Source organism: Cognaticolwellia beringensis (genome assembly GCF_002076895.1).
Taxonomy (GTDB): Bacteria; Pseudomonadota; Gammaproteobacteria; order Enterobacterales; family Alteromonadaceae; genus Cognaticolwellia; species Cognaticolwellia beringensis.
In genome coordinates this window covers 991,302-1,016,524 of the sequence record NZ_CP020465.1, presented here as the reverse complement: position 1 = coordinate 1,016,524, position 25,223 = coordinate 991,302, and the positions used below count along the sequence as shown (strand labels likewise).

At 37.8% G+C, this 25,223-nt stretch carries 19 protein-coding genes; 12 read left to right on the top strand and 7 right to left on the bottom strand.

What is annotated here, in order from left to right; genetic code table 11:
• Positions 1–578: 578 nt before the first annotated feature.
• Positions 579–1,922 carry a sensor histidine kinase gene (locus B5D82_RS04255; protein ID WP_081149497.1) on the bottom strand — a complete coding sequence of 448 codons (1,344 nt, stop codon included), beginning with the start codon at positions 1,920–1,922 and terminating at the stop codon, positions 579–581.
• Position 1,923: 1 nt separating this feature from the next.
• Positions 1,924–3,363: a sigma-54-dependent transcriptional regulator gene (locus B5D82_RS04250; protein ID WP_081154305.1), complete on the bottom strand. Its 1,440-nt coding sequence runs from the start codon at positions 3,361–3,363 to the stop codon at positions 1,924–1,926.
• 278 nt (positions 3,364–3,641) lie between these two features.
• Here B5D82_RS04250 and B5D82_RS04245 point away from each other — a divergent pair, with 278 nt between their 5' ends.
• The 7 genes from B5D82_RS04245 (at position 3,642) to betA (ending at position 13,803) form a co-directional block, all read left to right on the top strand.
• Entirely contained in the window at positions 3,642–4,898 is a 1,257-nt protein-coding gene (locus tag B5D82_RS04245) for an efflux RND transporter periplasmic adaptor subunit (RefSeq protein ID WP_081149495.1), read from the top strand.
• Positions 4,899–4,912: 14 nt separating this feature from the next.
• Positions 4,913–5,626, top strand: a complete 714-nt coding sequence (locus B5D82_RS04240; RefSeq protein WP_081149494.1) for an ABC transporter ATP-binding protein — start codon at positions 4,913–4,915, stop codon at positions 5,624–5,626.
• A gap of 1 nt (position 5,627) precedes the next feature.
• Positions 5,628–8,036 carry an ABC transporter permease gene (locus B5D82_RS04235; protein WP_081149492.1) on the top strand — a complete coding sequence of 803 codons (2,409 nt, stop codon included), beginning with the start codon at positions 5,628–5,630 and terminating at the stop codon, positions 8,034–8,036.
• A 359-nt stretch (positions 8,037–8,395) separates the two neighbouring features.
• On the top strand, positions 8,396–9,064 hold the full coding sequence (locus B5D82_RS04230) for a hypothetical protein (RefSeq protein WP_081149491.1): 669 nt from the start codon (positions 8,396–8,398) through the stop codon (positions 9,062–9,064).
• A 913-nt stretch (positions 9,065–9,977) separates the two neighbouring features.
• Positions 9,978–10,583 (top strand): transcriptional regulator BetI, encoded by a 606-nt coding sequence (gene betI / locus B5D82_RS04225; protein ID WP_081149489.1) that lies wholly within the window; start codon positions 9,978–9,980, stop codon positions 10,581–10,583.
• Positions 10,574–12,037, top strand: a complete 1,464-nt coding sequence (betB, locus tag B5D82_RS04220; protein ID WP_081149488.1) for a betaine-aldehyde dehydrogenase — start codon at positions 10,574–10,576, stop codon at positions 12,035–12,037. The genes betI and betB overlap by 10 nt, the downstream gene beginning before the upstream one ends.
• Positions 12,038–12,117: 80 nt before the next feature.
• A complete protein-coding gene (betA, locus tag B5D82_RS04215) occupies positions 12,118–13,803 on the top strand; it encodes a choline dehydrogenase (protein WP_081149486.1) in 1,686 nt (561 codons plus the stop codon).
• A 3-nt stretch (positions 13,804–13,806) separates the two neighbouring features.
• Here the strand turns inward: betA and B5D82_RS19845 are convergent, their stop codons facing one another.
• Positions 13,807–14,004 carry a hypothetical protein gene (locus B5D82_RS19845; RefSeq protein WP_157673836.1) on the bottom strand — a complete coding sequence of 66 codons (198 nt, stop codon included), beginning with the start codon at positions 14,002–14,004 and terminating at the stop codon, positions 13,807–13,809.
• Positions 14,005–14,138: 134 nt separating this feature from the next.
• Here B5D82_RS19845 and B5D82_RS04210 point away from each other — a divergent pair, with 134 nt between their 5' ends.
• The 3 genes from B5D82_RS04210 to B5D82_RS04200 all read left to right on the top strand — a co-directional run bounded on the left by B5D82_RS04210 (position 14,139) and on the right by B5D82_RS04200 (position 18,255).
• On the top strand, positions 14,139–15,356 hold the full coding sequence (locus B5D82_RS04210) for a choline transporter (RefSeq protein ID WP_081149485.1): 1,218 nt from the start codon (positions 14,139–14,141) through the stop codon (positions 15,354–15,356).
• A gap of 19 nt (positions 15,357–15,375) precedes the next feature.
• Entirely contained in the window at positions 15,376–16,071 is a 696-nt protein-coding gene (locus B5D82_RS04205; protein ID WP_081154304.1) for a TorF family putative porin, read from the top strand.
• A 555-nt stretch (positions 16,072–16,626) separates the two neighbouring features.
• Positions 16,627–18,255, top strand: coding sequence for an endonuclease (locus B5D82_RS04200; RefSeq protein WP_081149483.1), 1,629 nt, complete (start codon positions 16,627–16,629; stop codon positions 18,253–18,255).
• Positions 18,256–18,367: 112 nt separating this feature from the next.
• Here the strand turns inward: B5D82_RS04200 and B5D82_RS04195 are convergent, their stop codons facing one another.
• Both B5D82_RS04195 and B5D82_RS04190 read right to left on the bottom strand, forming a co-directional pair.
• On the bottom strand, positions 18,368–18,721 hold the full coding sequence (locus B5D82_RS04195; RefSeq protein ID WP_081149481.1) for a hypothetical protein: 354 nt from the start codon (positions 18,719–18,721) through the stop codon (positions 18,368–18,370).
• Position 18,722: 1 nt separating this feature from the next.
• Positions 18,723–19,904 (bottom strand): sulfite oxidase, encoded by a 1,182-nt coding sequence (locus B5D82_RS04190; protein ID WP_245807609.1) that lies wholly within the window; start codon positions 19,902–19,904, stop codon positions 18,723–18,725.
• 652 nt (positions 19,905–20,556) lie between these two features.
• Here B5D82_RS04190 and B5D82_RS04185 point away from each other — a divergent pair.
• Positions 20,557–21,429, top strand: coding sequence for an MYG1 family protein (locus B5D82_RS04185; RefSeq protein WP_081154302.1), 873 nt, complete (start codon positions 20,557–20,559; stop codon positions 21,427–21,429).
• Between the two features lie 133 nt (positions 21,430–21,562).
• Here the strand turns inward: B5D82_RS04185 and B5D82_RS04180 are convergent, their stop codons facing one another.
• Entirely contained in the window at positions 21,563–22,345 is a 783-nt protein-coding gene (locus tag B5D82_RS04180) for a phytanoyl-CoA dioxygenase family protein (RefSeq protein ID WP_081149478.1), read from the bottom strand.
• Between the two features lie 251 nt (positions 22,346–22,596).
• On the opposite strand from B5D82_RS04180, the gene B5D82_RS04175 reads away from it, so the two are divergent.
• Positions 22,597–23,880, top strand: coding sequence for a lytic murein transglycosylase (locus B5D82_RS04175; RefSeq protein ID WP_081149476.1), 1,284 nt, complete (start codon positions 22,597–22,599; stop codon positions 23,878–23,880).
• 358 nt (positions 23,881–24,238) lie between these two features.
• Here the strand turns inward: B5D82_RS04175 and B5D82_RS04170 are convergent, their stop codons facing one another.
• On the bottom strand, positions 24,239–25,192 hold the full coding sequence (locus B5D82_RS04170) for a DNA/RNA non-specific endonuclease (protein WP_081149474.1): 954 nt from the start codon (positions 25,190–25,192) through the stop codon (positions 24,239–24,241).
• Between the last annotated feature and the right edge of the window lie 31 nt (positions 25,193–25,223).

Sequence of the window (25,223 nt, the reverse complement as noted above, 5' to 3'; positions counted from 1 at the left end):
CTCCACCATGCTCAATTAGCTGTAATGGCTAATATCTCTAATATGGCATGACCTGAACTATATTGATGATTGCTTTACTTCCGCTTATGGCTAGCTAGTCTCTAATGGTCACTAGCTTAATGTTAACAAAGATACGATTATAGTTAACATCAATAGATATTCAAGCCGTTTAGAGTGTTCAATCTTTCTTGTTCCTGATAGTGAGCTAAGCCACCAATATAGTCGGTCACGTAATTTTATTGGAATGACTTCAAATTGCTAATTAGCGAAAGCAGACTCTTCATGGTTCCACATCACCAATCGCTGAAAGAAAACCTTTATCTGAGGTAATTTAAAGTTGATTAGGATTAGATTTAGTATCGATAACGACTCCTGAATATTATGATGAGGTGTCCACGAGCTCTGTAAGCAGTCGTGGAATTTCCATCACTTGATCTTAAAGCTGTCGTAAATTTAAACTTCGGAAGCTGTTTCGATACAAGAAGCTAACTAATACTACAAAGCATGTTTCTTACATTGAAAATAGCTTTTAATACTTAAAAACCGTGTAGATTACCACTTTGAATGCAACTATCTGATTAACCGAAGATACACCTAAAGCAAGCTCCTTTCGGGCGATTTAGATACACTAAGTCACCGCCATGGTTGACCATTATCTGCCTTGATAGGCTTAACCCAATACCAGAACCCTGCTGTTTAGTCGTAAAAAATGGCACGAAAATCATCTCGATAACATGTCCTGCGATGCCTGCGCCGTTATCTGCGATCTCAATATACAGTTGTTGAGCGCTATTTTGTCCAACGGTTAAACTAATTATTCCTTGTTCAAGGTTTTTTTCAGCTCGGTCACTTTGCTGCCCATGGCCTAAAGTGACCGATTCAATAGCATTTTTTATTAAATTAATGAGTACTTGTTCAACTTGGCTACTATCTAACATCACCAACTGCTGACTTTTAATCTTAATATCAAAAGTAATATTATTTTCTGCTAATTGTTGCTGATGTAAAACACCAATGCGCTCTACAATATCAGTGACCTGCGTTGGCACTAACATAGGAAGTGGTAAGCTGCTTATTTGCCTAAAACTTGCAATGAAATCGCCTAAACACTCTGTTCTTGTCGCTAACGTAGTTAAACCTAACTGTAAGTCTTGTTTGTGTTCTTCATCATTAAAACTTAACATTTGTGGCAAAAGCCCCTGACAGGTTTGAGCAAGGGAAGCCAATGGTGTAATCGTATTAGCAACTTCATGAGTGAGCACTTGAGTTAAACGTTTATACGCTTGTTGCTCTTTATTTAATAACAATTCATGGATAGATTGTAAGGTAACAATTTTACGTTCTTGTCCTTGAATTTCAGCAATACTCACTTGTAAAGTTAAGGTATCTTGTTGTTCGCCATATTGCCATTGCACAGTGCTATGAAGGGGTTTATCTGTCATTAAGATCATGGTGCCAATATGACTCAAATCATTAAGGTCCTTGACACTTTTACCTAATAACCTGGCAACGGCAGGATTAGATTCAATAACTTTCCCTTTGGCATCACAAACAATCACGGCAAGGTTTATATGTACTAATAGTGTTTTAAAAAATTCACTTTGTTGCTCTGAATTAAATCTTGCTGTCTGCATTTGCTGTTGTACTTCGTCAAAATATTCACGCATAGGATGATGTGAACTAAAGCCTAATGTGTTATCACCATTAGCGAGTGCTTTTATAACTTGTATAACCTGTTTGTCTTGGCGGTTAAATAACGAAAATATCGAGACTAAAAATAACGCTGAGATAATAAGCAGTAGCAACGATGTTGCTGACAAGCCTTTGGTTAAATAAACACAGGTCAACAGTACAACGGAAGCCAAAAGCGAAATAAAATAAATACCTAATAATAAGTGTGAGTGCTTATTTAAAGTATTCATCCTAAAGGTCATACTTTTCTAAGCGACGATACATTGCCCCTCGTGTTAAACCGAGCGCCTTAGCCGCTTTAGTAACATTTCCCTGATGATGCTTCAAGGCAGCTCGAACAGTGCGTTGTTCGACTCTATCTAAATTAAAATCATCATCGTTTTTCACCTCGGAATTATTCACCACGGCATCGTCTTCGTTAATCGTCAAAAGCCTTCCACCTAAGGCATTATTTGTTCCTTCAAATTCTACTTTATCTAAACCAACGACAGCACAAACATCTAATATATCACTGTCACTTAATATAACGGCTCGCTCTATAACATGTGCCAGTTCACGCACATTACCCGGCCAATGGTACTGGCAAAGTGCTTTCATATCATCCGGTGTAATACTGACTACTCTTTTATATTTATGACTAAAATGCTCAAGGTAATATTGTGCAAGTAATGGGATATCATCAAGGCGATCGCGTAATGGCGGTAAGCGTATTTCTACGGTATTAATACGGTAAAGCAAATCTTGTCGAAAGCGACCTTCTTGCACTGCCTGTGCTAGGTTTTCGTTAGTGGCGCAAATGATTCGAATGTTTACGTTAATAGCCTTGGAGCTACCAACGGGGGTGACTTGACGATTCTGCAATGCGGCAAGTAAAGCCGCTTGTTGCTTCAAGGGTAAATTGCCGAGTTCATCTAAAAAAATACTGCCATTATTCGCGAGTTCAAAACGTCCAACCCGATCATTTTTAGCATCGGTAAATGCCCCTTTCTTATGACCAAAAAGCTCACTTTCAAATAAATTTTGAGAAACCGATCCCATGTCCAAACTAATAAAAGCCTGATCACTTCGATGGCTTGCTAAATGTATTGCATGCGCAGCCAATTCTTTACCTGTACCACTCTCGCCAGTGATCAATATATTAGCATCTGTTTTAGCTGCTTTTTCTATGGTATCAAATACCCGTTGCATGGCTGAACTTTTGCCTAAAAATTCGAACTTTTGTCCGCTAAGTGCCTGATTCAAACCTTGCGTTTGTCGTGTAAGCTTACCGAGTTGTTGTTTATCTTTAGCATGAGAAAAAGCAGCGGTAATTGAAGCTAATAACTGTTCATTTTTCCAAGGTTTGGCAACAAAATCAGCAGCACCTGCTTTAATCGCATCAACGGCTAGCTGAATATCGCCATAAGCGGTCATCAGTACCACAACAATCGAGGGGTCTTGAGCTAGAATTTTCTTTAGCCAATAAAAACCTTCCTGGCCACTGATAGCATCATGATTAAAATTCATATCGAGCAAGATCACTTCTATTTTCTGCTCGTTAAGTATCTGTTCTATATCAAAAGGATTATTTGTGGTTATAACTGTTTGGTAATGCTGTTTGAGCAATAACTGGACGGCTATTAGAATATCAGGGTTATCATCAACAATTAAAATTGAGCCCGCTTGCTTCATTTCCATAATCCACTGCTTAAATATATTTTTAGTCTATCCTACTTTTAAATCAGACGTCTAGTAAAAAAACGTCCATTAATGGACAGTCAACTCACTTTAAAGTGTTCTATATACGGACAGTTAGTTTTTGTTACTTATATTGACAACTCCCTATCTCATTGTTTTTAATAATTTATTTTAATTGGCATAAGTCTTGTAACCCTATTACGAATATTAGTATAAAAATCACGACAAAAACTACAAAGTTTAGATAAAAAGGAAATGACAGGAACTACCAAATGGATAAAAAAATAGTCCGAACGCCACTACAAAAGTACTTTAAACATAGCTTAATTAGCGCATTAGTTTTAGCTATAGTTATTTCTTTTTATGGATTGAGTCAGTCGGCAGTCGGTGGCCGCGTTCAAAATATTGAAGTGAGTAAAATTACCATTAGTCCTGTCACAAAAGGTGCTTTTATTGATGCTTTAAGCTTACGTGGTCAGGTGGTACCTAAAACAACAATTTATCTCGATACTTCAGCGGGAGGACAAGTAGAGCAACGCTTAGTTGAACAAGGGCAGTTAGTTAAAAAAGGCCAAGCACTAGTACATTTAAGTAATACCAACTTACAACTTGATGTGATGGGACGAGAAGCACAAGTTACCGAACAGCTTAACTTTTTGCGCAATACCCAAATGAACATGGAAACCAGCAGACTCAATCTACGTCGTGATTTACTGGAAATTGATTTACAAATCACTCATCTTAAGCGCCGTATAAAGCAATCAGAATCCTTAGTAACCAAAGGAGTACTTGCCAAAGACATATTGGCAGAAATAACAAGTGAACTGGCTTATTACGAAGCAAGCAAAGCTCTGACAATTGAGCGTCAAGATCAAGAAAATAGTATACGCAAGGTACAAGTTGAACAGCTAGAAGACAGTGCAAAAATGTTACAAAACAACCTGAAATTTGCCCGTAAAAACCTAGATAACTTACTGATTAAAGCGCCTGTTTCTGGCTATTTAAGTGAACTCAATGTCGAAATTGGCGAATCTAAAAGCCGCGGTGCCCGCTTAGGACAAATTGACATCCCTAACGAATACAAACTGGTAATACGGTTAGATGAATTTTATCTCAATCAAGTTCATCAAGGCATGGCTATCGCAGTTAAATTAGAAAGCAGAACAGTGAATACAACGGTTAGTAAAATAGACAGTCGAGTCAGTCAATCTCAATTTCAAATTGAAGTCAATTTACCTACAAATACACAGGGGATTAAACGTGGTCAAAGTATTGATACTGAACTTATGTTGGGTGGTGATAATAATAATGCACTTCTACTGAGTCGCGGTGCTTTTTTTACCCATTCAGGTGGTAATTGGGTCTTCGTTTTAACGGCAGACGGTGATAATGCAGTACGTCGTAAAATTAGCCTTGGTCAAAAAAATAAAAATTATTTCGAAGTGCTGTCAGGTCTAAGCATAGGAGAGCAAGTTATCACCTCCGGCTATGGCAACTTCGATCAAGCTCAACAACTCAAGTTACAATAATACAAGGGATTACCATGATCACATTAACCAATTTAAGCCGCGTTTTTCGCACTCAAGATTTAGAAACAACTGCACTTAGTCATATTAATTTAACCGTTAAATCAGGTGAGTTTGTCGCTATTATGGGACCTTCAGGCTGTGGTAAGTCAACGTTATTGTCAATTTTGGGGATGCTAGACTCGCCAACATCAGGTAGCTTTGAATTTGAAGGAGCTGATATATCGTCTTATAACGAAGTAAAGTTAGCTGGATTGCGAAAATCTTCTATTGGTTTTGTTTTTCAGAGCTTCAACCTTATTGATGAATTATCTGTATTTCAAAATGTTGAATTACCACTTCATTACCATAAAATTTCTAAGGCTGAACGTAAACAACGTGTAGAAGCTATTTTAAAGCGCATAGGTATTGATCATCGAGGTGATCATTTACCTCAGCAACTTTCCGGTGGTCAACAACAGCGTGTTGCTGTAGCACGGGCATTGGTGAGTAATCCCAAACTTATTTTAGCCGACGAGCCTACAGGAAACTTAGATTCGAAAAATGGTGATGAAGTCATGGCGATGTTACGTGAACTAAATAAAGATGGCACCACTGTTATCATGGTAACTCATGACGAAAAAGAAGGTAAATATGCTGATCGCATAGTACGTCTTTTAGATGGGCAAGTTATGGTTGATAAGGCAAACCAGACCGCTGTACCTTCAGATATGTCAGCTGAGGTTGCTTAATATGTTCAGCACTTATTTAGTCACCGCATTACGTGCAATAAGAAAAGATAAACAACATTTTTTCCTTAACTTAATCGGTTTTAGTATCGGTTTAGCTGCGGCCATTTTAATGGCGTTATTTGCTCAACATGAATTGTCTTATGATAAACAACACCCTGATAGTGAACGTGTTTATCTTGGTCATACAGATTTTACTGCGGTAGGTTTACAAATAATATCTCTGAGTAGCTTTAAGGTTGCCGAAAAAATCAAACATGATAGTCAGGTAGAAGATGTATTTAAACTTGTAAACACGCAGGAAATAGGACGAGCATTGAGTAATTTAGTTGAGGTGGAGGGTAATTATCATCGACTAAATGACTTTTATATGGCGACGACTAATATTCTTGATTTTGTTAACTTAACTACTATTGCGGGTGACATTACACAAGCGTTATCAAAGCCAAATCATTTGGTGTTAAGTGAGCGTGAAGCTATTCGAATTTTTGGTAATAACCAAGTTATAGGGCGAACATTGAATCATGATGAAGAGCAATACACTATAGGCGCTATCTTTAAAAATTTACCTGAAAACACACACTTTAAGTTTGATAGCCTGATTCATATGCCAACACAATTAAAGCTCGAGGGTGACGGTTATGTTTATTATAAATTATTGCCAGGTACAGCTATACCCTCATTTACTAAGATATTTAATAAAGAAAGTAATGCCATTTTTTATTGGCAAGTTAAGAATAATGTGAAAATGGCATTAGTTAATATGGAAGACTTACACCTTAATGGCAATAACCCAGCGGCAATGAAAGCAGGCGGTTCGTTAACAGTGCTACAAATATGCATTTCATTAAGTGTTATTTTGATCGTTATCGCCAGTATCAACTTTATTAATTTAACTATTGCCCAATCAGCAAAACGTGGCAAAGAAGTTGGGGTTCGTAAAGCATTAGGCGCAACAAAAATACAGCTAGTTATTCAATTTCTTACTGAATCATTTGTAGTGGTAGCGTTCGCAGGGTTGACGGCATTTGCGCTAGTAGAATTAACGCTACCCGAATTTAATGTGCTTATGGATAGAGAGCTAGGTTTAAATTACGATTCAGCATTTACATGGATAACTGTTGTCATTATTTTGGTGGTGGGGCTACTCTCAGGCTTATATCCCGCACTATTTATCGCTTCCTTTAACGCAAAACGTGTGCTCAGTGGCGATCTTATTCGTGGTGGTACGGCCATTTTAGTTCGTAAATTAACCCTCTGTTTCCAAGGTGCGTTCTCTATTGGCTTAATTATCGGCGTAGTCTCTTTATATCAACAAATGCAGTTGATCAATAATTTACAAGTAGGCTATGAGAAATCATCAAGGCTGGTGGTTAAGTCACTACCTAGTGATGTTTTGTATAAACAAGAGCCCAATAGTCTGTTCGATAAGATTAAGGACTTACCAGGTGTTGAGCAAATCACCGCTTCTAATACCAATTTAACTGATGATATGGAGTTTTCCTTGCAATTCACCTGGCCCAATGGAGAGGTATTGAATGTTACACAACCCACTATTTCAACAAATTACTACCCTGTTGAAACTTTCGGGCTTGAATTACTTGCAGGACGTGATTTTTCTCCACAATTTAATGGTGATTGGTATTTCAGGGATGATGAAAATAATCGCAGCGTTAGTGTAATCGTTAGTCGTCGTATGGCTGAATTGGCAGGTTATCAAGACGTAGATTCAGTTATAGGGTTAACGCTAATAGCACCAGGCTTTAATAATATGAAAGCCAAAGTTGTAGGTGTTGTCGAAAATGTCAAAATTGGTTCAGCGCGGCAACAAGTTTTGCCGATGTCATTAAATTTAGGTTTTTTTGGTGGGAGTGTTTCAAGTGACCTCGTAATAAAAACAAAAAATGTCGATATGGCAGCACTGAGCAAGAAAATTCAAAAAATAATAAATGAAGAGCTGCATTTAAGTGATGTAGAAATTAGCCAATTAACAGATGATTATGCTAATGCCCATAAAGATGAAAAACGAGCATTAGATATGGTCACTATTTTTAGTTTATTAGCAATTTTCTTAACTTGTTTGGGTATATTTGGTTTAGCGTCTTTTGCTACATTACGTCGACAAAAAGAAGTGGCTATGCGCAAAGTATTAGGTGCTTCTCGATTAAGCATTGTGAACCTACTTGCCAAAGAGTTTTTGTTATTAGTTGCGATTAGTATTGTGATCGCCTTCCCGCTAAGTTATTGGTTAATTGGTGATTGGTTAGCTAATTTTAATGAGCGTATTACTCAATCTATTTGGGTCTATTTTACCTCTGCGATTATCATAACAATTATCATTTGGTTAACGGTAGCTAGCCTAGCCTTTAAATCGGCAAGTACAAGACCTTCATTGATATTACGTGATGAATAAAACAGCTTCATTGTCGTTTGAATTGTATTTCTATCGAGGATGCAACACTTGCCCAATAAGAACAATACTCTTTAAATATTAGGATTATTAATTCTTCACCTGTAATTGTTACAGGTGAATTTTTCGAGTCATTGTTTGTATCATTCCAAACGTTTTATTAAGCAAAGCAATATCAACAAATTATAATTTTACAGGTTTATCAAGTGACTAATTACAAGACAATAGAACATAAAAAAACAATTAGCTAAAAATCGTACGTTTTACTGATATGAATATCTTGTAGTTTACTGACGGTTTTTCTCAATGGCAGCACTCATTATGGTGATTTAAGTCATGATGATAATAAGATGGATGGTTAGATGAAGGGAAAAAATTTACTCACTGTATTTATATTAATTCTATATATACTTTATTCTTTTGGGAAGAATGCAGAGACAAAAGAAAGTTTAACGGACGCTGACGTTGAAAAAATACAATTACTAATCAACAAAAACATTAAAGAGATACCCGCATTAAAGTGGAACTTGGTTGATGGAAAATTAAATGTAGCATTTAAGTTCAGTTCATTTGAACAGCAAAATATTGATATGAAAATGTTAGAGAAAGCCGTATCAAGAGCGGTGCAGCAAGTGTTGGGGTCTATACCGACTGACATTACTATTGTATCTCAACCAAAGGTTCAACAGTTTACTGATAAATGTCCAGGAAGTAATAAGATCCTTCCTATACGGCTTTACATTGATAAAGAAAATAAAATAATTGCTTACGGCTCTGAAATCACAGAGCCTTACCTAGCCTCTTTATTCAAATCCCTGCCTTACGGATGTAAGGACGCAAGAATTACTTTTTTATATGAGAAAGGAGCATCTTTAAAATATATACAAAGGCTAAATTCTCTGTTAACTAACTCTGGAAAATACGGACATGAAGCTCCTATTTTATTGGAAATGCCAACTGAGAATGTTAAATGGAACTGGCAGAATAGTAGCAATAAAGTACGAGTATCTGGCACTTATGTAGAGCTTTAAATTAATCGTTCAATAATTAATTGGACGATTGATTAATTGCACCCTTGTACTTCTTCCAAATAATAAAATTTGACCTTAGATTTTATGTGTATAAGTAAATCAGTCTAAATGTAGGCTTCGGAGTATGGGGGCAAAGGTGCCAATAGGTTTGAATAAAAATTGATTTAAAGTAATAAAAGCTTTTTGAAAATTTTAGCATTTATCGATGGTATACCAATGGCAGCAATGTGAGCTTAAACCAGCCCCACAAGTGAGCAGAAAATCCTGGCTAATATTGCCCTAAATATGCTCCTGTATTTGCAAAGGCTTAATGACCGCAATTGGCTAACTTTTGTCCTAAGTCTAAACAAATCCCTAACGTCTGCAGCGTCGGATCTGCTGACATTAATTACGCAAATCCTAATGACAGCTATGCACAAAATGAACTTAATTTATTAGCGGAAAACCTAATGTAATTCAGTGGCTACAGCAAATGTCATTTGTTGATAATGTTGGATGATAATGACTAGCAGCTTTGCTGTAATTGGGTAACTCAACTGATGTAATTGTCCACTAATTATCAAGTGTTCCGTCTTCGAAAAAACTTATTAAGATTAAATCATTAATTCCGCCACATGTGACACTATTATCCACCCCCTACTATTTTTTATTAGGGCTTTTTATACATGAAAAAATAACAGCACCAGCCTCAACCCATCCAGAAATAATTATTAGACCCCTAACCTTTAACTACTTTTTTATAATTTATTTAATGGCGCTAATTACTCGTCCATAGCCTATATAAAACATCGAAAACCACGATTTTAGGCACCTTCCGCTAAGGTCAGTTTTTAAAGCTGAGTTGATAATTCCATAAAAAACCATTAGAATAGAAACTAATTGAACGTTCAATTAATAAAAAAGCACCCATAATATGCCTAAAGTTGGAATGAAACCTCTGCGTAAACAACAGCTAATTGATGCAACATTAGAGTCGATTGGTCAACATGGTTTACAAAGTACAACCATTATAACCATCAGTAAAATTGCGGGGTTATCCTCAGGAATTATTAGTCATTACTTTGGTGGAAAACAAGGCTTGATAGAAGCAACCATTAAGCACCTTTTAGAGCAGTTAAAGTTAGCATTACTTGAACGTGTTTCGCCAAAGAAACTTAATGCAGCCGATCGACTCAACATGATCATAGAGGCGAATTTCACCTCATTTCAGCGCTCTACCCCTACCATAAAAACGTGGCTTAGTTTCTGGGCAGAGTCAATGCATGATCCAAAGCTAAAAAGATTACAAAATATCAATAGTAGGCGTTTATATAGCAACCTACTTTTTTCATATCGTCAATTATTAGAAGAAGATGTTGCCATAGTAGCGTCTCAAAAAACCGCAGCGATGATTGATGGCTTATGGCTACGCTGTGCCTTAAGTTCTTCGCCTGAAGAAGAATTCATCAAAGCTGAGCAATTATGTAAAAGCTTTATAGACGAACAAATTAACCAATATGGAGATGTTACTTGTCATTAATACGTTATAAAAATTATGTCGATGGTACTTATATAGATAATGCCAGTGGTGAAACATTTGATGTAATTAACCCCGCTACGGGAAAAGTTATCTATCAAGTTGAAGTGGCCGATGAACAAGTCCAAGAAAAAGCCATAGCCAGCGCGAAGCTTGGTTTTGATACTTGGTCAGCAATGAGCGCAACCGAACGTAGCCGAATTTTACTTAAAGCTGTAGCGTTATTACACGAACGTAATGACGAATTAGCCAAAATTGAAGTACTTGATACTGGTAAGCCATGGCAAGAAGCTTCAGTAGTTGATGTATTATCAGGTGCTGATTCAATCGAGTTTTTTGCCGGGCTAGCTCCTGGTATTGAAGGTAATCAACAAGCCGTCGATGGTGATTTTTACTATACCCGTCGTGAGCCCTTAGGGATTTGCGCAGGCATTGGTGCTTGGAACTACCCATTACAAATTGCTTGCTGGAAAGCAGCGCCGGCATTAGCTTGCGGTAATGTGATGATTTTTAAACCTTCTGAAGAAACGCCACTTGGCGCATTAAAATTAGCAGAGATCTTTACTGAAGCAGGGTTACCTAACGGCGTATTTAACGTTGTGCAAGGCGCGGGTGAAGTAGGTGCTTGGTTAACGCATCATCCAGAAATTGCTAAAGTTTCTTTTACGGGTGAAGTGGGTACCGGTAAAAAAGTAATGGCCGCTGCTGCCAGTTCACTTAAAGATGTCACCATGGAACTCGGCGGTAAATCACCCCTGATTATTTTTGATGACGCTGATATCGATAATGCCGTTTCTGCCGCCATGTTAGGTAATTTTTATACCCAAGGCGAAGTTTGTACAAACGGTACTCGCGTATTCGTTCAACAATCACTATACCCAGCTTTCATTGAGAAACTACTCGAGCGCACTAAAAATAATATTGTCGTGGGCGATCCTATGGACCCTCACACTAACTTTGGTGCACTAATTTCAGCTAAACATATGGAATTAGTACAAAGTTATATCGACATTGGCGTTAAAGAAGGCGCAACGCTTCTTCATGGTGGCAAAGCGTTACAACCAGACAGTGCGCCAAACGGTTACTTTGTTGCGCCTACTATTTTTGGTGACTGTACTGACCAAATGACCATTTGCCGTGAAGAAATTTTCGGTCCGGTAATGAGCGTTTTAACATTTACCGATGAAGATGAAGTGATCAGCCGAGCCAATGCGACAGAGTTTGGTTTAGCCGCCGGTGTATTTACCCAAGACATTACCCGTGCACACCGTGTAGTGCATCAAATGCAAGCCGGTATTTGCTGGATAAATAGCTATGGTGCATCACCAGCCCAAATGCCTGTTGGTGGTTATAAACAGTCAGGTATTGGTCGAGAAAATGGTCTTGCTACCCTTAACCATTACACTCAAATCAAAGCGGTTTATGTAGGGCTACAGCCTCTCGACAGTCCTTTTTAACGAACAGAAAAACTCAATTTATGTTCGTTAGTTAGGCTGTACAAAAGTCTTCATGTCCTAAATTATTTTAAAGGTTTTAAATGAAAAGTGAAAAATTTGATTACATTATTGTCGGTGCTGGTTCTGCGGGTTGTGTCTTAGCAAATCGTCTTAGTGAAGACAGTAATAACACTGTATTACTGATTGAAACAGGAGGCAGCGATAAAAGTATTTTTATTCAAATGCCAACGGCATTGTCTATTCCGATGAATTCAAAAAAATACGCTTGGCAATTTGAAAGCCAACCAGAGCCGTTTCTTGATAATCGACGTATGCACTGCCCTAGAGGTAAGGTATTAGGCGGTTCCTCTTCAATTAACGGCATGGTTTATGTACGTGGACATGCAAAGGATTTTGATGAATGGCAGCAACATGGCGCAGAAGAGTGGGATTACGATCACTGTTTACCCTACTTTAAAAAGTCTGAAGACTGGGCATTTAGTGCCAATGAGTATCGCGCAAAAGGCGGACCGCTAGGCGTAAACAACGGCAATAAAATGAAAAACCCGCTTTACAAAGCATTTATCAATGCGGGAGTTGAAGCCGGTTACTTTGAAACGCAAGATTATAATGCGGCTCAACAAGAAGGTTTTGGCCCAATGCACATGACCGTTAAAAACGGTGTGCGCGCCTCTACAGCAAATGCTTATTTACGACCCGCAATGCCGCGTAATAACTTAACTGTCATTACGCATGCGTTGGTTCATAAGGTCATACTTGAAGGTAAAAAAGCTGTCGGTGTTAAGTACGAGCATAAAGGTAAAATAATTGATGTTGCAGCAAATAAAGAAGTTATTTTATCAGCCGGTTCTATAGGCTCACCACACATATTACAATTATCAGGTATCGGCCCTAAAGCGGTGCTTGAAGCGGCAAATATTGAAGTGAAACACGATTTACCTGGTGTAGGTGAAAACTTGCAAGATCACCTAGAGTTTTATTTTCAATTTAAGTGCAAGCAGCCCATTACACTCAATGGCAAGTTAGATTGGTGGAATAAACTGCTAATAGGCACTCGCTGGATATTAAGCAAAAAAGGCTTAGGTTCAACCAACCATTTTGAATCTTGTGGTTTTATTCGCTCTAAAGCCAGTGTTGAATGGCCAGATCTTCAATATCACTTTTTACCGGCAGCAATGCGATATGACGGTAAAGAAGCTTTTGCAGGTCACGGGTTTCAAGTGCATGTTGGGCATAATAAACCTAAAAGTCGTGGGCAGATTAAAGCCATTTCAAACGATCCTAAGGCGCATCCAGAAATTCGATTTAATTATCTTGAACACGAAGCAGACCGTGAAGGGTTTCGTGCCTGTGTTCGCCTAACACGTGAAATTATTAACCAGCAAGCACTCGATGCATTTCGTGGGGAAGAAATTCAACCGGGCATCAAAGTGCAAACAGATGAAGAAATTGACAGTTTTGTACGCCAGTCTGTTGAAAGTGCTTACCACCCTTCTTGCTCATGTAAAATGGGTACAGATGCAATGTCAGTGGTAGACCCACAAACACGAGTGCATGGCATTGAAGGACTAAGAGTTGTTGATTCGTCAATATTCCCAACAATTCCCAATGGAAACCTAAATTCACCCACCATTATGGTTGCTGAACGAGCCGCTGATATTATTCGCGGACGAGCGCTATTAGCGCCAGTTAACGCAGAAGTTACGCTAGCGACTAACTGGCAAGCGCAACAACGTTCAAATATGCCAAAACGCACAACACAATAATGTTTAATCACAAGTGTTCTTGTAAACCGTAATTATCATCGTCATGGCATATTTCATGGCGACGACAATTAATGTTTTAAGCCGAGTACCAAGTTGATTAATTGCCCGCTTATTTTTAAGGGTAAAATGAAAAAAGACAGCGTTATAACGTTTATCAGTAACATGATTACTGACTAAATTTAATACTTTGTACTTATCCATTTTTTCTCATAAAAAAGTAACACACGCTATTCATCAAATTGCGCTAATAAGCTGAAACTGAACACTCTATCTGTAAGAAAAAATAGGAGTTAATTTATCTTTAAATTGATTGAAAACGTAATAAGGAAACTATCATGACCGCATGGTTATCTGCAGGAATGTTATTTACTTTTAGCGCAATCGCATTTGTACTATATCGATGGGGCAATATTCGCTGTGTTGGTGTAACACCCGTTAAAACTTTTACCTTTATTGCTATATTATTTACTTCGGGACTTGATGTCGGACTTATTATGTTCCCATTAACTGAGTTTGCAAGTTACGCCGATTTAGCAACTAGCCCTGAGTACGGTTTTACTAACCCCTTAGCTATAGAGTTTGGTTTTTGGGCCTTTCTTATTTGGAGCTTTTACTTTCTCACCTGCTTTTACTTTTGTGTTATTGAGCCACGTGTAAAATTTTTCGAAATTCCGCTGGTTAAATTCATTAATAACATTGTTATTATAGGTACCTGTGCATTTACGGCTTATTTATTACTGTCTAACTTACCTTGGTATATGCCAGATCTTGGCGATGGTGAGTCTATTATTGGTAGTTTCTACTTAATTGTATTATTAGTGATTACCTTTGCCGTGTATTCAAGTACCAACATACGTTATGTACGCATTTTAAGCCTAGCAACCACTTGGCTTTTTATCGCGTTAATTGCGGTCATGTGGGGCGGTGCATTTTTTGGTGAAAACTCAAGCATCGGCCAATTTGCCAATACCTTTTCTATGTTGGGCGGCTACTTTGGTAACATTCACGAGTTTGTTCTCCCAATGAATGCTTATCATGAATTCTATCTTTACTGGTGGTTTGCATGGAGCATTATGATTGGCCAGTTTACCTCACGTTTTGTCAGTGGTTTACGCACTTATCAAGTACTACTGGCTATGTTGATATTTCCGTCTATTCCGATCGCAATATGGTTCAGCGTATTGTATTACTACAGCATGAACGGTATAGAAACTACAGGTTTCTATAATATTGCCATGGCATTTGTTGGTATTACTTTTGTGGTTAACTCTCTAGACTCATTGATCCGCTTATACACCGACAATTTGAATATAGGGGTATCCCGTATAGGTAAAGTTAAATATTTCTTAGGCAATATTGCTGCCTTGAGTTTACTGACCTTGTTATTCAAATTAGATTTCTTAGCAATCCAATGGGTTGGCGCATTAGTTATCGGGCTATTCTTCTCTTGCTTTGGTTATATTCTGCTCAGAAAATTTAAAGAAGTAGCCGCAATAGAAAGCTCACCAAAAGAAAATAAAATCGACTTTACCAAACTAGAACGAGTGACATAATTAAATGAGTATACAATTAATGAAAAGCAGTCTTATTGCCCTAGCAACAAGTTTTTTACTAACAACCTCTTTAGCGGTATTCGCTGAAGTAACTTCAACGGTTAATTTAACCTCTGATTATACTTTTAATGGCGTAAGCTTGACTGGAAATGATCCAGCGTTACAAGCAAGTTTAGATTACTCAGGAACCGATGGTTTTTATGCTGGTACCTGGGCATCAACCGTTGATTTTGGTAACAATAAGGTAGAATTAGATGTTTACGCAGGCAAATACTTTCAACTTGATGAAAAAATAGGTCTTGATACCGGTATTGCTTACTACACCTACCACGGCGACTCAGCTTCCGATACTTACAATTATCCAGAGACTTATGCCAAGTTTAGCTACGACTCATCGGTCGGTAAGACCGAACTAAACTTCTGGTACACTTGGGATTATTTTGGCCTAGAATCGGGGCATTATATTACAATGATTGCTCATACGTTTGAAGTAGCATCGGGTCATCATCTGAAAGCGACTTTCGATCGTTCGACGTCAAATGATACAAATAAATGGATGTGGGATGGTAAAAAATCATTCAATCATATGCGCCTTGAATATATGACCCACTATGAAGGGTTTGATTTTAACCTAGCTATTGAAGATACCACTATGAATATTGAAAGTGCAGATTCACGTATTGTTTTATCCGTGTCACGTACCTTCGGTTTATAATAGTATTTTTTAGAGTTAACGAGTTGGTTTTAATTTATTCATACCAACACCTAATTGAAAAAGCCCTTACCTGTCATAGGTAAGGGCTTTTTTATGTTCATATTTTACCGTGAATAATTAAGCGCTGGCTTGATTAATTAGCAAAAATGAAGTGATAGTTTTAACTGAAAAATAAGTAGCGCTTCCTAACGTATAGAAAAATGTAAGTGAAACTCCCTAGCTTCTTCCTATCGCTGTTTTCTATTGTCATTATAAATATAAAAAAAATTTAGTTTAACTAGCAACCATTATTAACATAAAAAACAAACCACTTAGTCAACTAAGCTAAAGCCACAGTGTTCAATAAGTAAACAATCACTTTTATTTTCTAAAATTATGAGGCACTATGCCAGATTATGAAAAGCAACATCACTTAAATTAAACTTGATGAAATAGTTAAAACAGATATACAAAAAACAAATTAAAAACTTAACCAAACAGTTAAATTAAGTTAGTAAATAACGGTTGTCAAATTTTGACCGTAGACAAAAAACTATAAAAAAGAAGGAACATTCTTTGAAACATAATAAAAAATTACTCCTAACATTACTCAGCAGCCTAAGCTTTGTTGCTAATGCTGATGTACTTAATGGTAACTTCGAGGCTTGGTCAAATACGAGTGCAAACCATTGGACTACGGTTGATTCAGGTATTAGCGTTAGCCAAAACACCACTACGATTAAAACTGGGGCGAGTTCGGCGGCCATAACAGTAAATACCGCGACACAAAGCTCTACTGATTTTTTACAAAACATTGCCGTTACCGCAGGGCAAAACTATGATTTTTCAGTTTGGGTGTATCACACTGAAGGCGGTATAAAAGCCAGACTCTTTGCTGATGGATATCAAGGGTATTCAAATCCAAATTTAGTGAATCAATGGCAACAAGTTACCTACACATACGCAGCCGCCACGACTAAAGAAATAGCCGTCGGATTACGCTTTTATGATACGACAGGATTTGATGGCGCTGAAACCGTTTATATTGATGATTTTGAACCAACCCAAAGCGCGGGAACCGGAGGTGGAACAGCATGTTCAACTAATGATATCACCTTTAGTTTAACCACAGATCAATATGGCTATGAAACCAGCTGGTCAATAACTGACAGCAATAATATAGCGCAAGCCAGTGGCAGTAATTTAAGTAATTCTACCAGCTACAACGAAAATATTTGTCTAACAGATGGTGATTATACTTTTACTATTAATGACAGTTACGGTGATGGCATATGTTGTACTTATGGTAATGGCTCATACGATATTTCGCTTGCAGGTACTTCTCTCGTATCTGGAGGTACGTTCACACAGACAGAAAGTAAAACTTTCACCCTTGGCAGTGCAGGTTCTGGCGGTGGTACAGGTGGAAATCCGGGGACTTATTATCAAAGCATTACAACGCAAACCGGTTACTCCCTTAAAACAGCCTTACACGACATAATAAAAAATCATACTGCTCAAGGTTATGGGGCTATATGGACATTTTATGCTAATCACTCGTTAGATACTTATTTTGAAAATGACGGGTCAATTTTAGATATATATTCTGAACAACCTTTTGGTAATGACAGTTATTCTTATACTAAAGTCACTAATCAATGTGGCTCTTACAGCGGAGAAGGCGATTGTTATAACCGAGAACATTCATTTCCGAAAAGCTGGTTTGGTGGAAAAATAGAACCAATGAATTCTGATATACATCATATTTTTGCTACAGATGGTTTTGTTAACTCAAAGCGCAGCGGTTTCCCATTTGGTGAAGTAGCAAGTGCAACGTACACCTCAAGCAACAACAGTAAAGTTGGCTCCGCCACCTCAGCGTTAGGCTACAGCGGTACTGTATTTGAACCTATCGATGAATTTAAAGGCGATTTGGCCAGAGCCCATCTTTACATGGCAACTCGCTATCAAAATGTTATTGCTAATTGGCAAACCAATAGTACATATGGCGATGCAATATTAGATGGCAGTAGTAATAAAGTATTCGAAACGTGGCAATTAAATATGTTACTACGTTGGCACGCAAATGACCCAGTAAGTCAAAAAGAAATTGATAGGAATGAAGCGGCTTATTCACATCAAGGTAACCGTAACCCATTTGTTGACCACCCTGAATACGTGGGGAAAATTTGGACAACTAACTAATACTAAGTTAATTAATCAAATTGGTATAAAAGCCAGTCTATTATTGAAATGGTGCTTTAAGCACCATTTCATTTTTAAGCTAGCAAGTCCTTATTCATAGCGTCATTCAGCGCTATTTTTCTACCGCAGGCATCAAATGAGCAGGAAGGTTTTTACGTCGACCTGTTTTAGTTGGGCTGTAATGTTTAGCTAAATAATCGAGTATGACTTTTTCACTCTCACCCAATGGCCATAAACCTTGTGATTTTTGCATCCAGCGAATAGTTTCCAACCAAGTTTCACGGTTCATTCTGTTTTGTGTTACTAACGCAGCAGAATGACAAGCGGTACAATTAGCTTTAACCAACTCAAAACCTGTATCGACAACAAAGCCGCTATCTTTATCGAGCTTATCTTCGCTAATTGCATAGCTGCAAGGTAATACTATCAAGCTTAAGAGCAATATCGATTTTTTAAAAGTAATCATATTAAACCACCTGAATTGCAATTCTATGACAAGCGTTATTTAAGTAACCTTTAGGGTTCCAGCCCGGTAAGATCATCGGTTGAGAAACACCATCACTATCGGTAGCTTTAGCCCATAACTCATAATAGCCAGCTTGTGGGAATTTAACTTTGGCTTGCCAATGTTGCCATGCATTGCGGTTTACAGGCTTCGATATTTTAACTTCTTGCCAGGTTTGACCAAAATCAATTGAAACATGCATTTTCTCCACGGTTTTATCACCAACCCAAGCATGTCCATTGGCGGAAAACTCATCTTTTAATGCATGCTTAACGCCTGACTTTGGAAAAGTAACCATTGACTTAATCGGCATACTTTCAATAATACACATATCTTCAGCCGCAACTTTTGTGCCCGGCGCTACTGGCTCACATGGGATACGATAGGCTGGCGCACTCATCTTGGCCCCGTCATGAACAATATTACGTATGGATATACCCGTTAACCATTTTCCTGAAGTGGAAGCAGGCCAGCCACCAAAAACTAAACGTAGCGGATGGCCGTTCATTGCGGGTATTTCTTCATCGTTTAATGACCAAGCGATTAATGACTCATCTTCTAAAGCCTTATGCATTGGCACACCACGAGAAATAGCTTCTTTATCTGGATTTCTTGTTAAATGTTCATCGGCGGCATGATAGCCAATATAAACCGCATCATCTTTAATACCACAATCTTTTAGTACATCTCTTAAACGTACACCAGTCCATTTAGCGCAACCAACAGCACCTAAGCCCCATTGATTACCTTTCGCTGGTGGATCAAATTCAACACGACCATTGCCACCACACTCTAAGGTTAATTGATAAGTGTGATGAGTAAATTTCTTTTTCAGTTCAGCTAAAGTGTAGGTTTTACTGGTTTTAACTGATTCTCCGCCAATGGTTAATGTCCAATTATTAACGTCAACATTTTCAGGAGGAAGACCATTATTGCGGACAAATAATTTATCGGCGGGTGTGACTAAGTCATTTAATAAATGAGCAGGCACTTCAGCATTCACCGGGCGATCATTTAATATAATTAAGCCGGCATGCTTACCCGCGATACGAAACTTTTCAGTAGTTTCAGCAAATGCTGCGGGGATCAAACCACCTGGCATAAATCGTCCAAAAACAACTTCGGCACCTAATACAGCACCCATGGTAGATAAGCCGGTTAGAAAGCCTCGACGAGAAACTGGATTAGTGGTGCGGCCAAATATGGCTTTATCTGCTTGTTCTGGGTTTTCTCGATAAAGTTCATGAATGCCTTTTTCTAACATTTGTTTTTTTGATGGTTTTTTCATAATCAACCTTCCGTGAGTAAAATTACAACTTAAAAATGCGTGCTGTTTAGTCACGCAATCATACCAATTACAACGCCTAGCAAATCAAGCTTTAAAGACTTATCAATGTAAATTTTTACAAACTGAAAAAGACATTATAGCCAAAATAAATTCATCCATTATTTACTAATTAGCTCATATTATCGACACCCCATCTTCTGGTCAAGCAGTTAAAGTATTGTTCTTATTACAATGTTCTATGCCATTAAACTAATAGCTGTATTTTTCACTTTAAACTTATGCACACTAATAATATCTGTCTTTGATGAACACTCTATTGGTGACACATGCTTTAGTCTTTATTTGATAAATTTGTGAATAAAAATCAGCTGTTTATTTGCGCTGTCTTCGTATAGAATCAGCAAGTAATTTTACTGGATGAAACGCTTAAAAATAAGTTTACTGTAGTAAAATTAACTCGCACCACCTTCTTATTCCTTTCTAAAATGACTTTATATAAATGACTCAAATAAACGAAATAACGATAGTAACTCACAACGGTAATTTTCATGCTGATGATGTATTCAGCATCGCTGCACTTAAGCACATTTTCCCAACTTTTAACCTTGTACGTACCCGTGATTTAGAAGTCATTGGCAAGGCTGATATTGTCATTGATGTTGGTGGAGAATATGACGCGGATACTGGTCGTTTTGATCACCATCAACGCGGTGGCGCCGGTGCGCGCGACAACGGTATTCCTTTTTCATCATTTGGTTTAATTTGGCAAAAGTACGGCCGAGAAATTTGCCAAGGTAACCAAGAAGTTGCCCAAGCAGTTGATGCCGGTTTAGTCTCAACTATTGACGCTATCGACTGTGGTCATGTAGAAGGTGTTGCTCAAGGTATTAGCCTTAGCCAAACTATCTCTATGTTTAATCCTACTTGGCAAGAAGAAAGTCACTTTGATACTTGTTTTGATGAAGCTGTTGAGTTTGCATCACGCGTTTTAACACGTTTTATTGCTTCAGCTAACGGCGGCATTAGTGCGAAATCAATTGTCGCTAAAGCGATTGATAATGCTGAAGATCCACGGGTGATTGTTTTAGAAAAATATACGCCTTGGAAAACAACCGTTCACAAACTGTCTGAACAAGCTTTATATATGGTTTACCCATCAGGATCTGGCCCATGGCGTATTCAAACCGTCCCGGTTGAACCTGGCTCATTCGAAGATAGAAAGTCACTACCTGCACCATGGGCTGGCTTATCGAACGAAGCACTGCAAGAAGTTACCGGTATTGACGATGCAATGTTCTGCCACAATGGGTTATTTATCGCTGGCGCAGCATCATTTGAAAGTACAATGAAAATGGCGGCTATTGCGCTGGAAACAGAATAAAATTGATCAAATGAGTATAATTTACATAGAGCCAGATAATTATTTATGCTTTGGCTCTATGAACTCAGTAACATAGATATAGCTTCGTCTGAAAGATGATGCTGTACCTAAGCACTTATTACTTATATGAAAATCAGCCTGCCGACTTCAAGTTAATTGTATTAATAAATAGTCTTGGATCATCTATTTTAGCCAACATAGCATTATCCGGCAAACAATCATCATCAACATAGTCTGCAAAATCACCGGCTGAATCGAATACTAAAATATCTAACGCTAATCGGTCTAAACCATACAAGCCTCGATGAATCATATCGGCTGAAAACACTAATAAATCGCCTGCGGCTAAGCTTATTTTTTTACCGGTAGATAAGTCATCACTACTGACTTTGCCCTTTTCTTCTTGTCGGACATTAAATTCTTCCTCGCTATCCCAACGCTTATGGCTTTCAGGCACAAGTTCCATACCCAATTCATCGAATAAAGGTACTCGCAGATGCAATACTTGTGTTTCTTGTATAGCAACCTTCTGTCCTTCAATGTCATGGTCATACTGGCAATCACGATGCCAAAAATCTTTCTGTGCAGGATTAACCGGATTAAAAAATAGCTGAGTATTCATAAAGGCAGGATTATTGACGATGACCGACTCAACAACATTCATGACTTTTTTCGAGCTAATAAAGTTAAACAACTTCACTCGGTCATCACTCGATAAATATTCACTGCCGGTAATTAAAGAAGAGTTAAAGGCTTCCTCTTGATAAAACGTTGCATTGTCTTGTTGCCATAATTGATGAAACTTTAATACTACGGCTCTAAGTTGGGCTATTTCAGAGTCGTTGAAATAATTCCGAATAACAAAGTAACCTTGCTCGTCATAATTACTCAGCAATTGACACTTATTTTCTAACATTAACTACCTTGCCCCTACACTACTTTTAAAATTGCTATTATAACCTTTTGAAAAAGCTATTGCCTAGACAGTACTGTTGTTTTGGTATTAGCATGTTTCAATTAACGAATATGTTTAATACGAATTTTTTAATACGAAATATTAATTAAATAATGATTTAAAGATTGTCATCAAAGTAAAATTTAGCCATGGTATTGTACTCGTATTATATTGCTCAAATTCAGATATCGTTTTAGCTTAGGAATTTTTTCATGACCTCGTCAAACCCGCTTGTTAAGCAAGTAATCACTTTTTTTAATTACCGAAAGTTTCTCACCACCTGCGCATTTCTTCCTATTATTGCCAACGCAACAATTGCCGACGAAAATTTTAACCAGTGCAAAGTTAACTTAGCAGAACGAGCTAAAACCGCAGGGTTTTCTAGCTATATCACCGAAACCGTTATTAATAATATCTCCCCTATTGAGCGCGTGATCGCATTAGATAAAAAACAACCCGAATTCACCCAGACCTTTGAACAATATATTAAGGCCAGAGTGAGTGCTTACCATGAGCGAGTTGGTAAGCAGAAGCTAGAACAAAACAAAGTGCTATTTGATAAATTAGAACAAAAATACGGTGTTCCACGCCAATACCTAGTATCGTTTTGGGGTTTAGAAACAGTATTTGGTAAGCACAAAGGTAAAATGTCAGTACTTAATTCGCTCGCAACCCTGGCATGTGATCAACGTCGTAGCGAGTTTTTCACCCTAGAATTATTAAACTTGTTTACCTTAATTGAAACGGAAAAAGTATCTGTTGAACAACTACAAGGCTCTTGGGCGGGAGCCATGGGGCATATGCAATTTATGCCAACCGCGTTCTTAAAATATGCAGTTGATGGTGACAATGATGGCAAAGTAGATATTTGGCAAAGTGAAGCTGACGCATTAACCACAGCGGCCAATTACTTAAATCAAATAGGTTGGCAAGCAAAAGAACGCTGGGGTAGAGAAGTTAAATTACCGGAAAATTTTGCCTTTGAGAAAGTGGCTTTTGACCAATATTACCCACTGAGTTATTTTCAAAAGTTAGGGGTGAAAAAAATCAACAAACAAGCATTATCTACTTATGATATTCAAGCAGAGCTTTATCTCCCTTCTGGTCACAAAGGGCCCGCATTTTTACTGTACCCTAATTTTAATGTCATTATGACGTGGAATCTTTCAAAAAGTTATGCACTATCCGTCGGTATATTAGCGAATAAATTAGTCGGCGCGAACGGACTTGAGTTTTTGCAAACAGAGCAAGCTAATGTAAACCGTTATAGTTTTGCAGAGATGAAAAATCTACAAAGCCAACTCAATACTTTAGGTTTTGAAACAGGTAAACCCGATGGTATTTGGGGACCCAAAAGCCGAGATGCTATTCGCTCATTTCAGCTAAAACATCAACTGATTGCTGATGGATACCCAAATAAAGAACTGTTTACAAAAATTAACTTAGTCATAAGTGAAACTGATTCAGTAATGCCAAATGTCGATAAACAGAGTTAACTATAGTTAAATATAGTTAAATAAATATTTAGTTTGATGGACTAAAGTCCAACCTACATAAGGCTTACGGGGAATAGCATAGCGTTGAATTATTGCTTTTTGTAGGTCAGACTTAAGTCCGTCAATGATTAAATCTGCGATGAACCTGAAAGCCTAAATCAAAATACAGTGGTAATTGTTTTTTTTCATTTATTATAGCCACTGGTGTTATGTTTCATTTAGTTTGATGGACTAAAGTCCAACCTACATAAGGCTTGCGGGGAATAGCATAGCGTTGAATTATTGCTTTTTTTAGGTCGGGCTTCAGCCCGTCAATCGTAAAGTGTGCGATTAACTTAAAGCAATTAACATTATTTACTTAATACCAACTCAACTCTTCAATTAATTCATAAAGCACTTTCAGTTCAAGGGTGTATTTTGCTTCGTTATAAGCGTCAGTTTCTATAACCCCTGCAGCTAACAAAGCTTCTGTTGAATTGGATAAATCTTTTAACCTGTTAACTTTTATGGCTTCTGGGCCGGTATAAAAACAAAGCGGGTTACTATCAAACATTTGTTTTTCGAACTCTAACCCTGTCCATAATTGTAATTCTGTTGTCGTTACACGGAAGTTTTTTAACTTAATGCGCTGCTTAGCTTTAGTCGTTCTTAACGTGTCGGTGTCTTGGAAGAATATATATGCTGAGGTAACGAGCTTATCGCTATGGTCTACATAAGTAAGGGTTTTCCAAAATCCTGAAGGTATACGAACGGGTTCAAAGCCAACACCTTTGGTTAAAAAGCGATCGCAGGTAGTAAAAATTGGCCCTGTCATCACAATTAATTTATTGTCTTTTGATAAACTGAATTTAGAAACCGCTGTTTCTGGTACACGCCATTCGTCTTCATTAAAACGCTTATGTTGCATAGAAGCATTAGTATAAGCACAGCTATCATTGCTAGCAGACAATGCTGTATTGTAATCCCCCCAAGTAACAGCGGTGCGTCTAGTTAAATGTCCTCTATCCCACGGGGTTCCGATATAAGCACTATTGGTTATTTGATTATTTCTTCCGACACGCGCATCAATAAACCATTTACGACCTTTATAACCCGATACCGTCTGCGCAATGGCGTTATCAACATTGGCAGCGGAAAATAGCGCCTGCTTGGTAGACTTACTCATAATGAGCGAGTAATGAATATAAGGAATGACTACATTGCCATCCAGTAAGCCCGGTGGTTGTAACACATCACCTGAAAGAGATAAGCTCGGCTTAGGTAACTCAATATTGAATGAAGGTAAAAAATCTTTTTGATAGCCATCGCGCATTGGGTAATTCCACCATCCTTGTTAATCTATA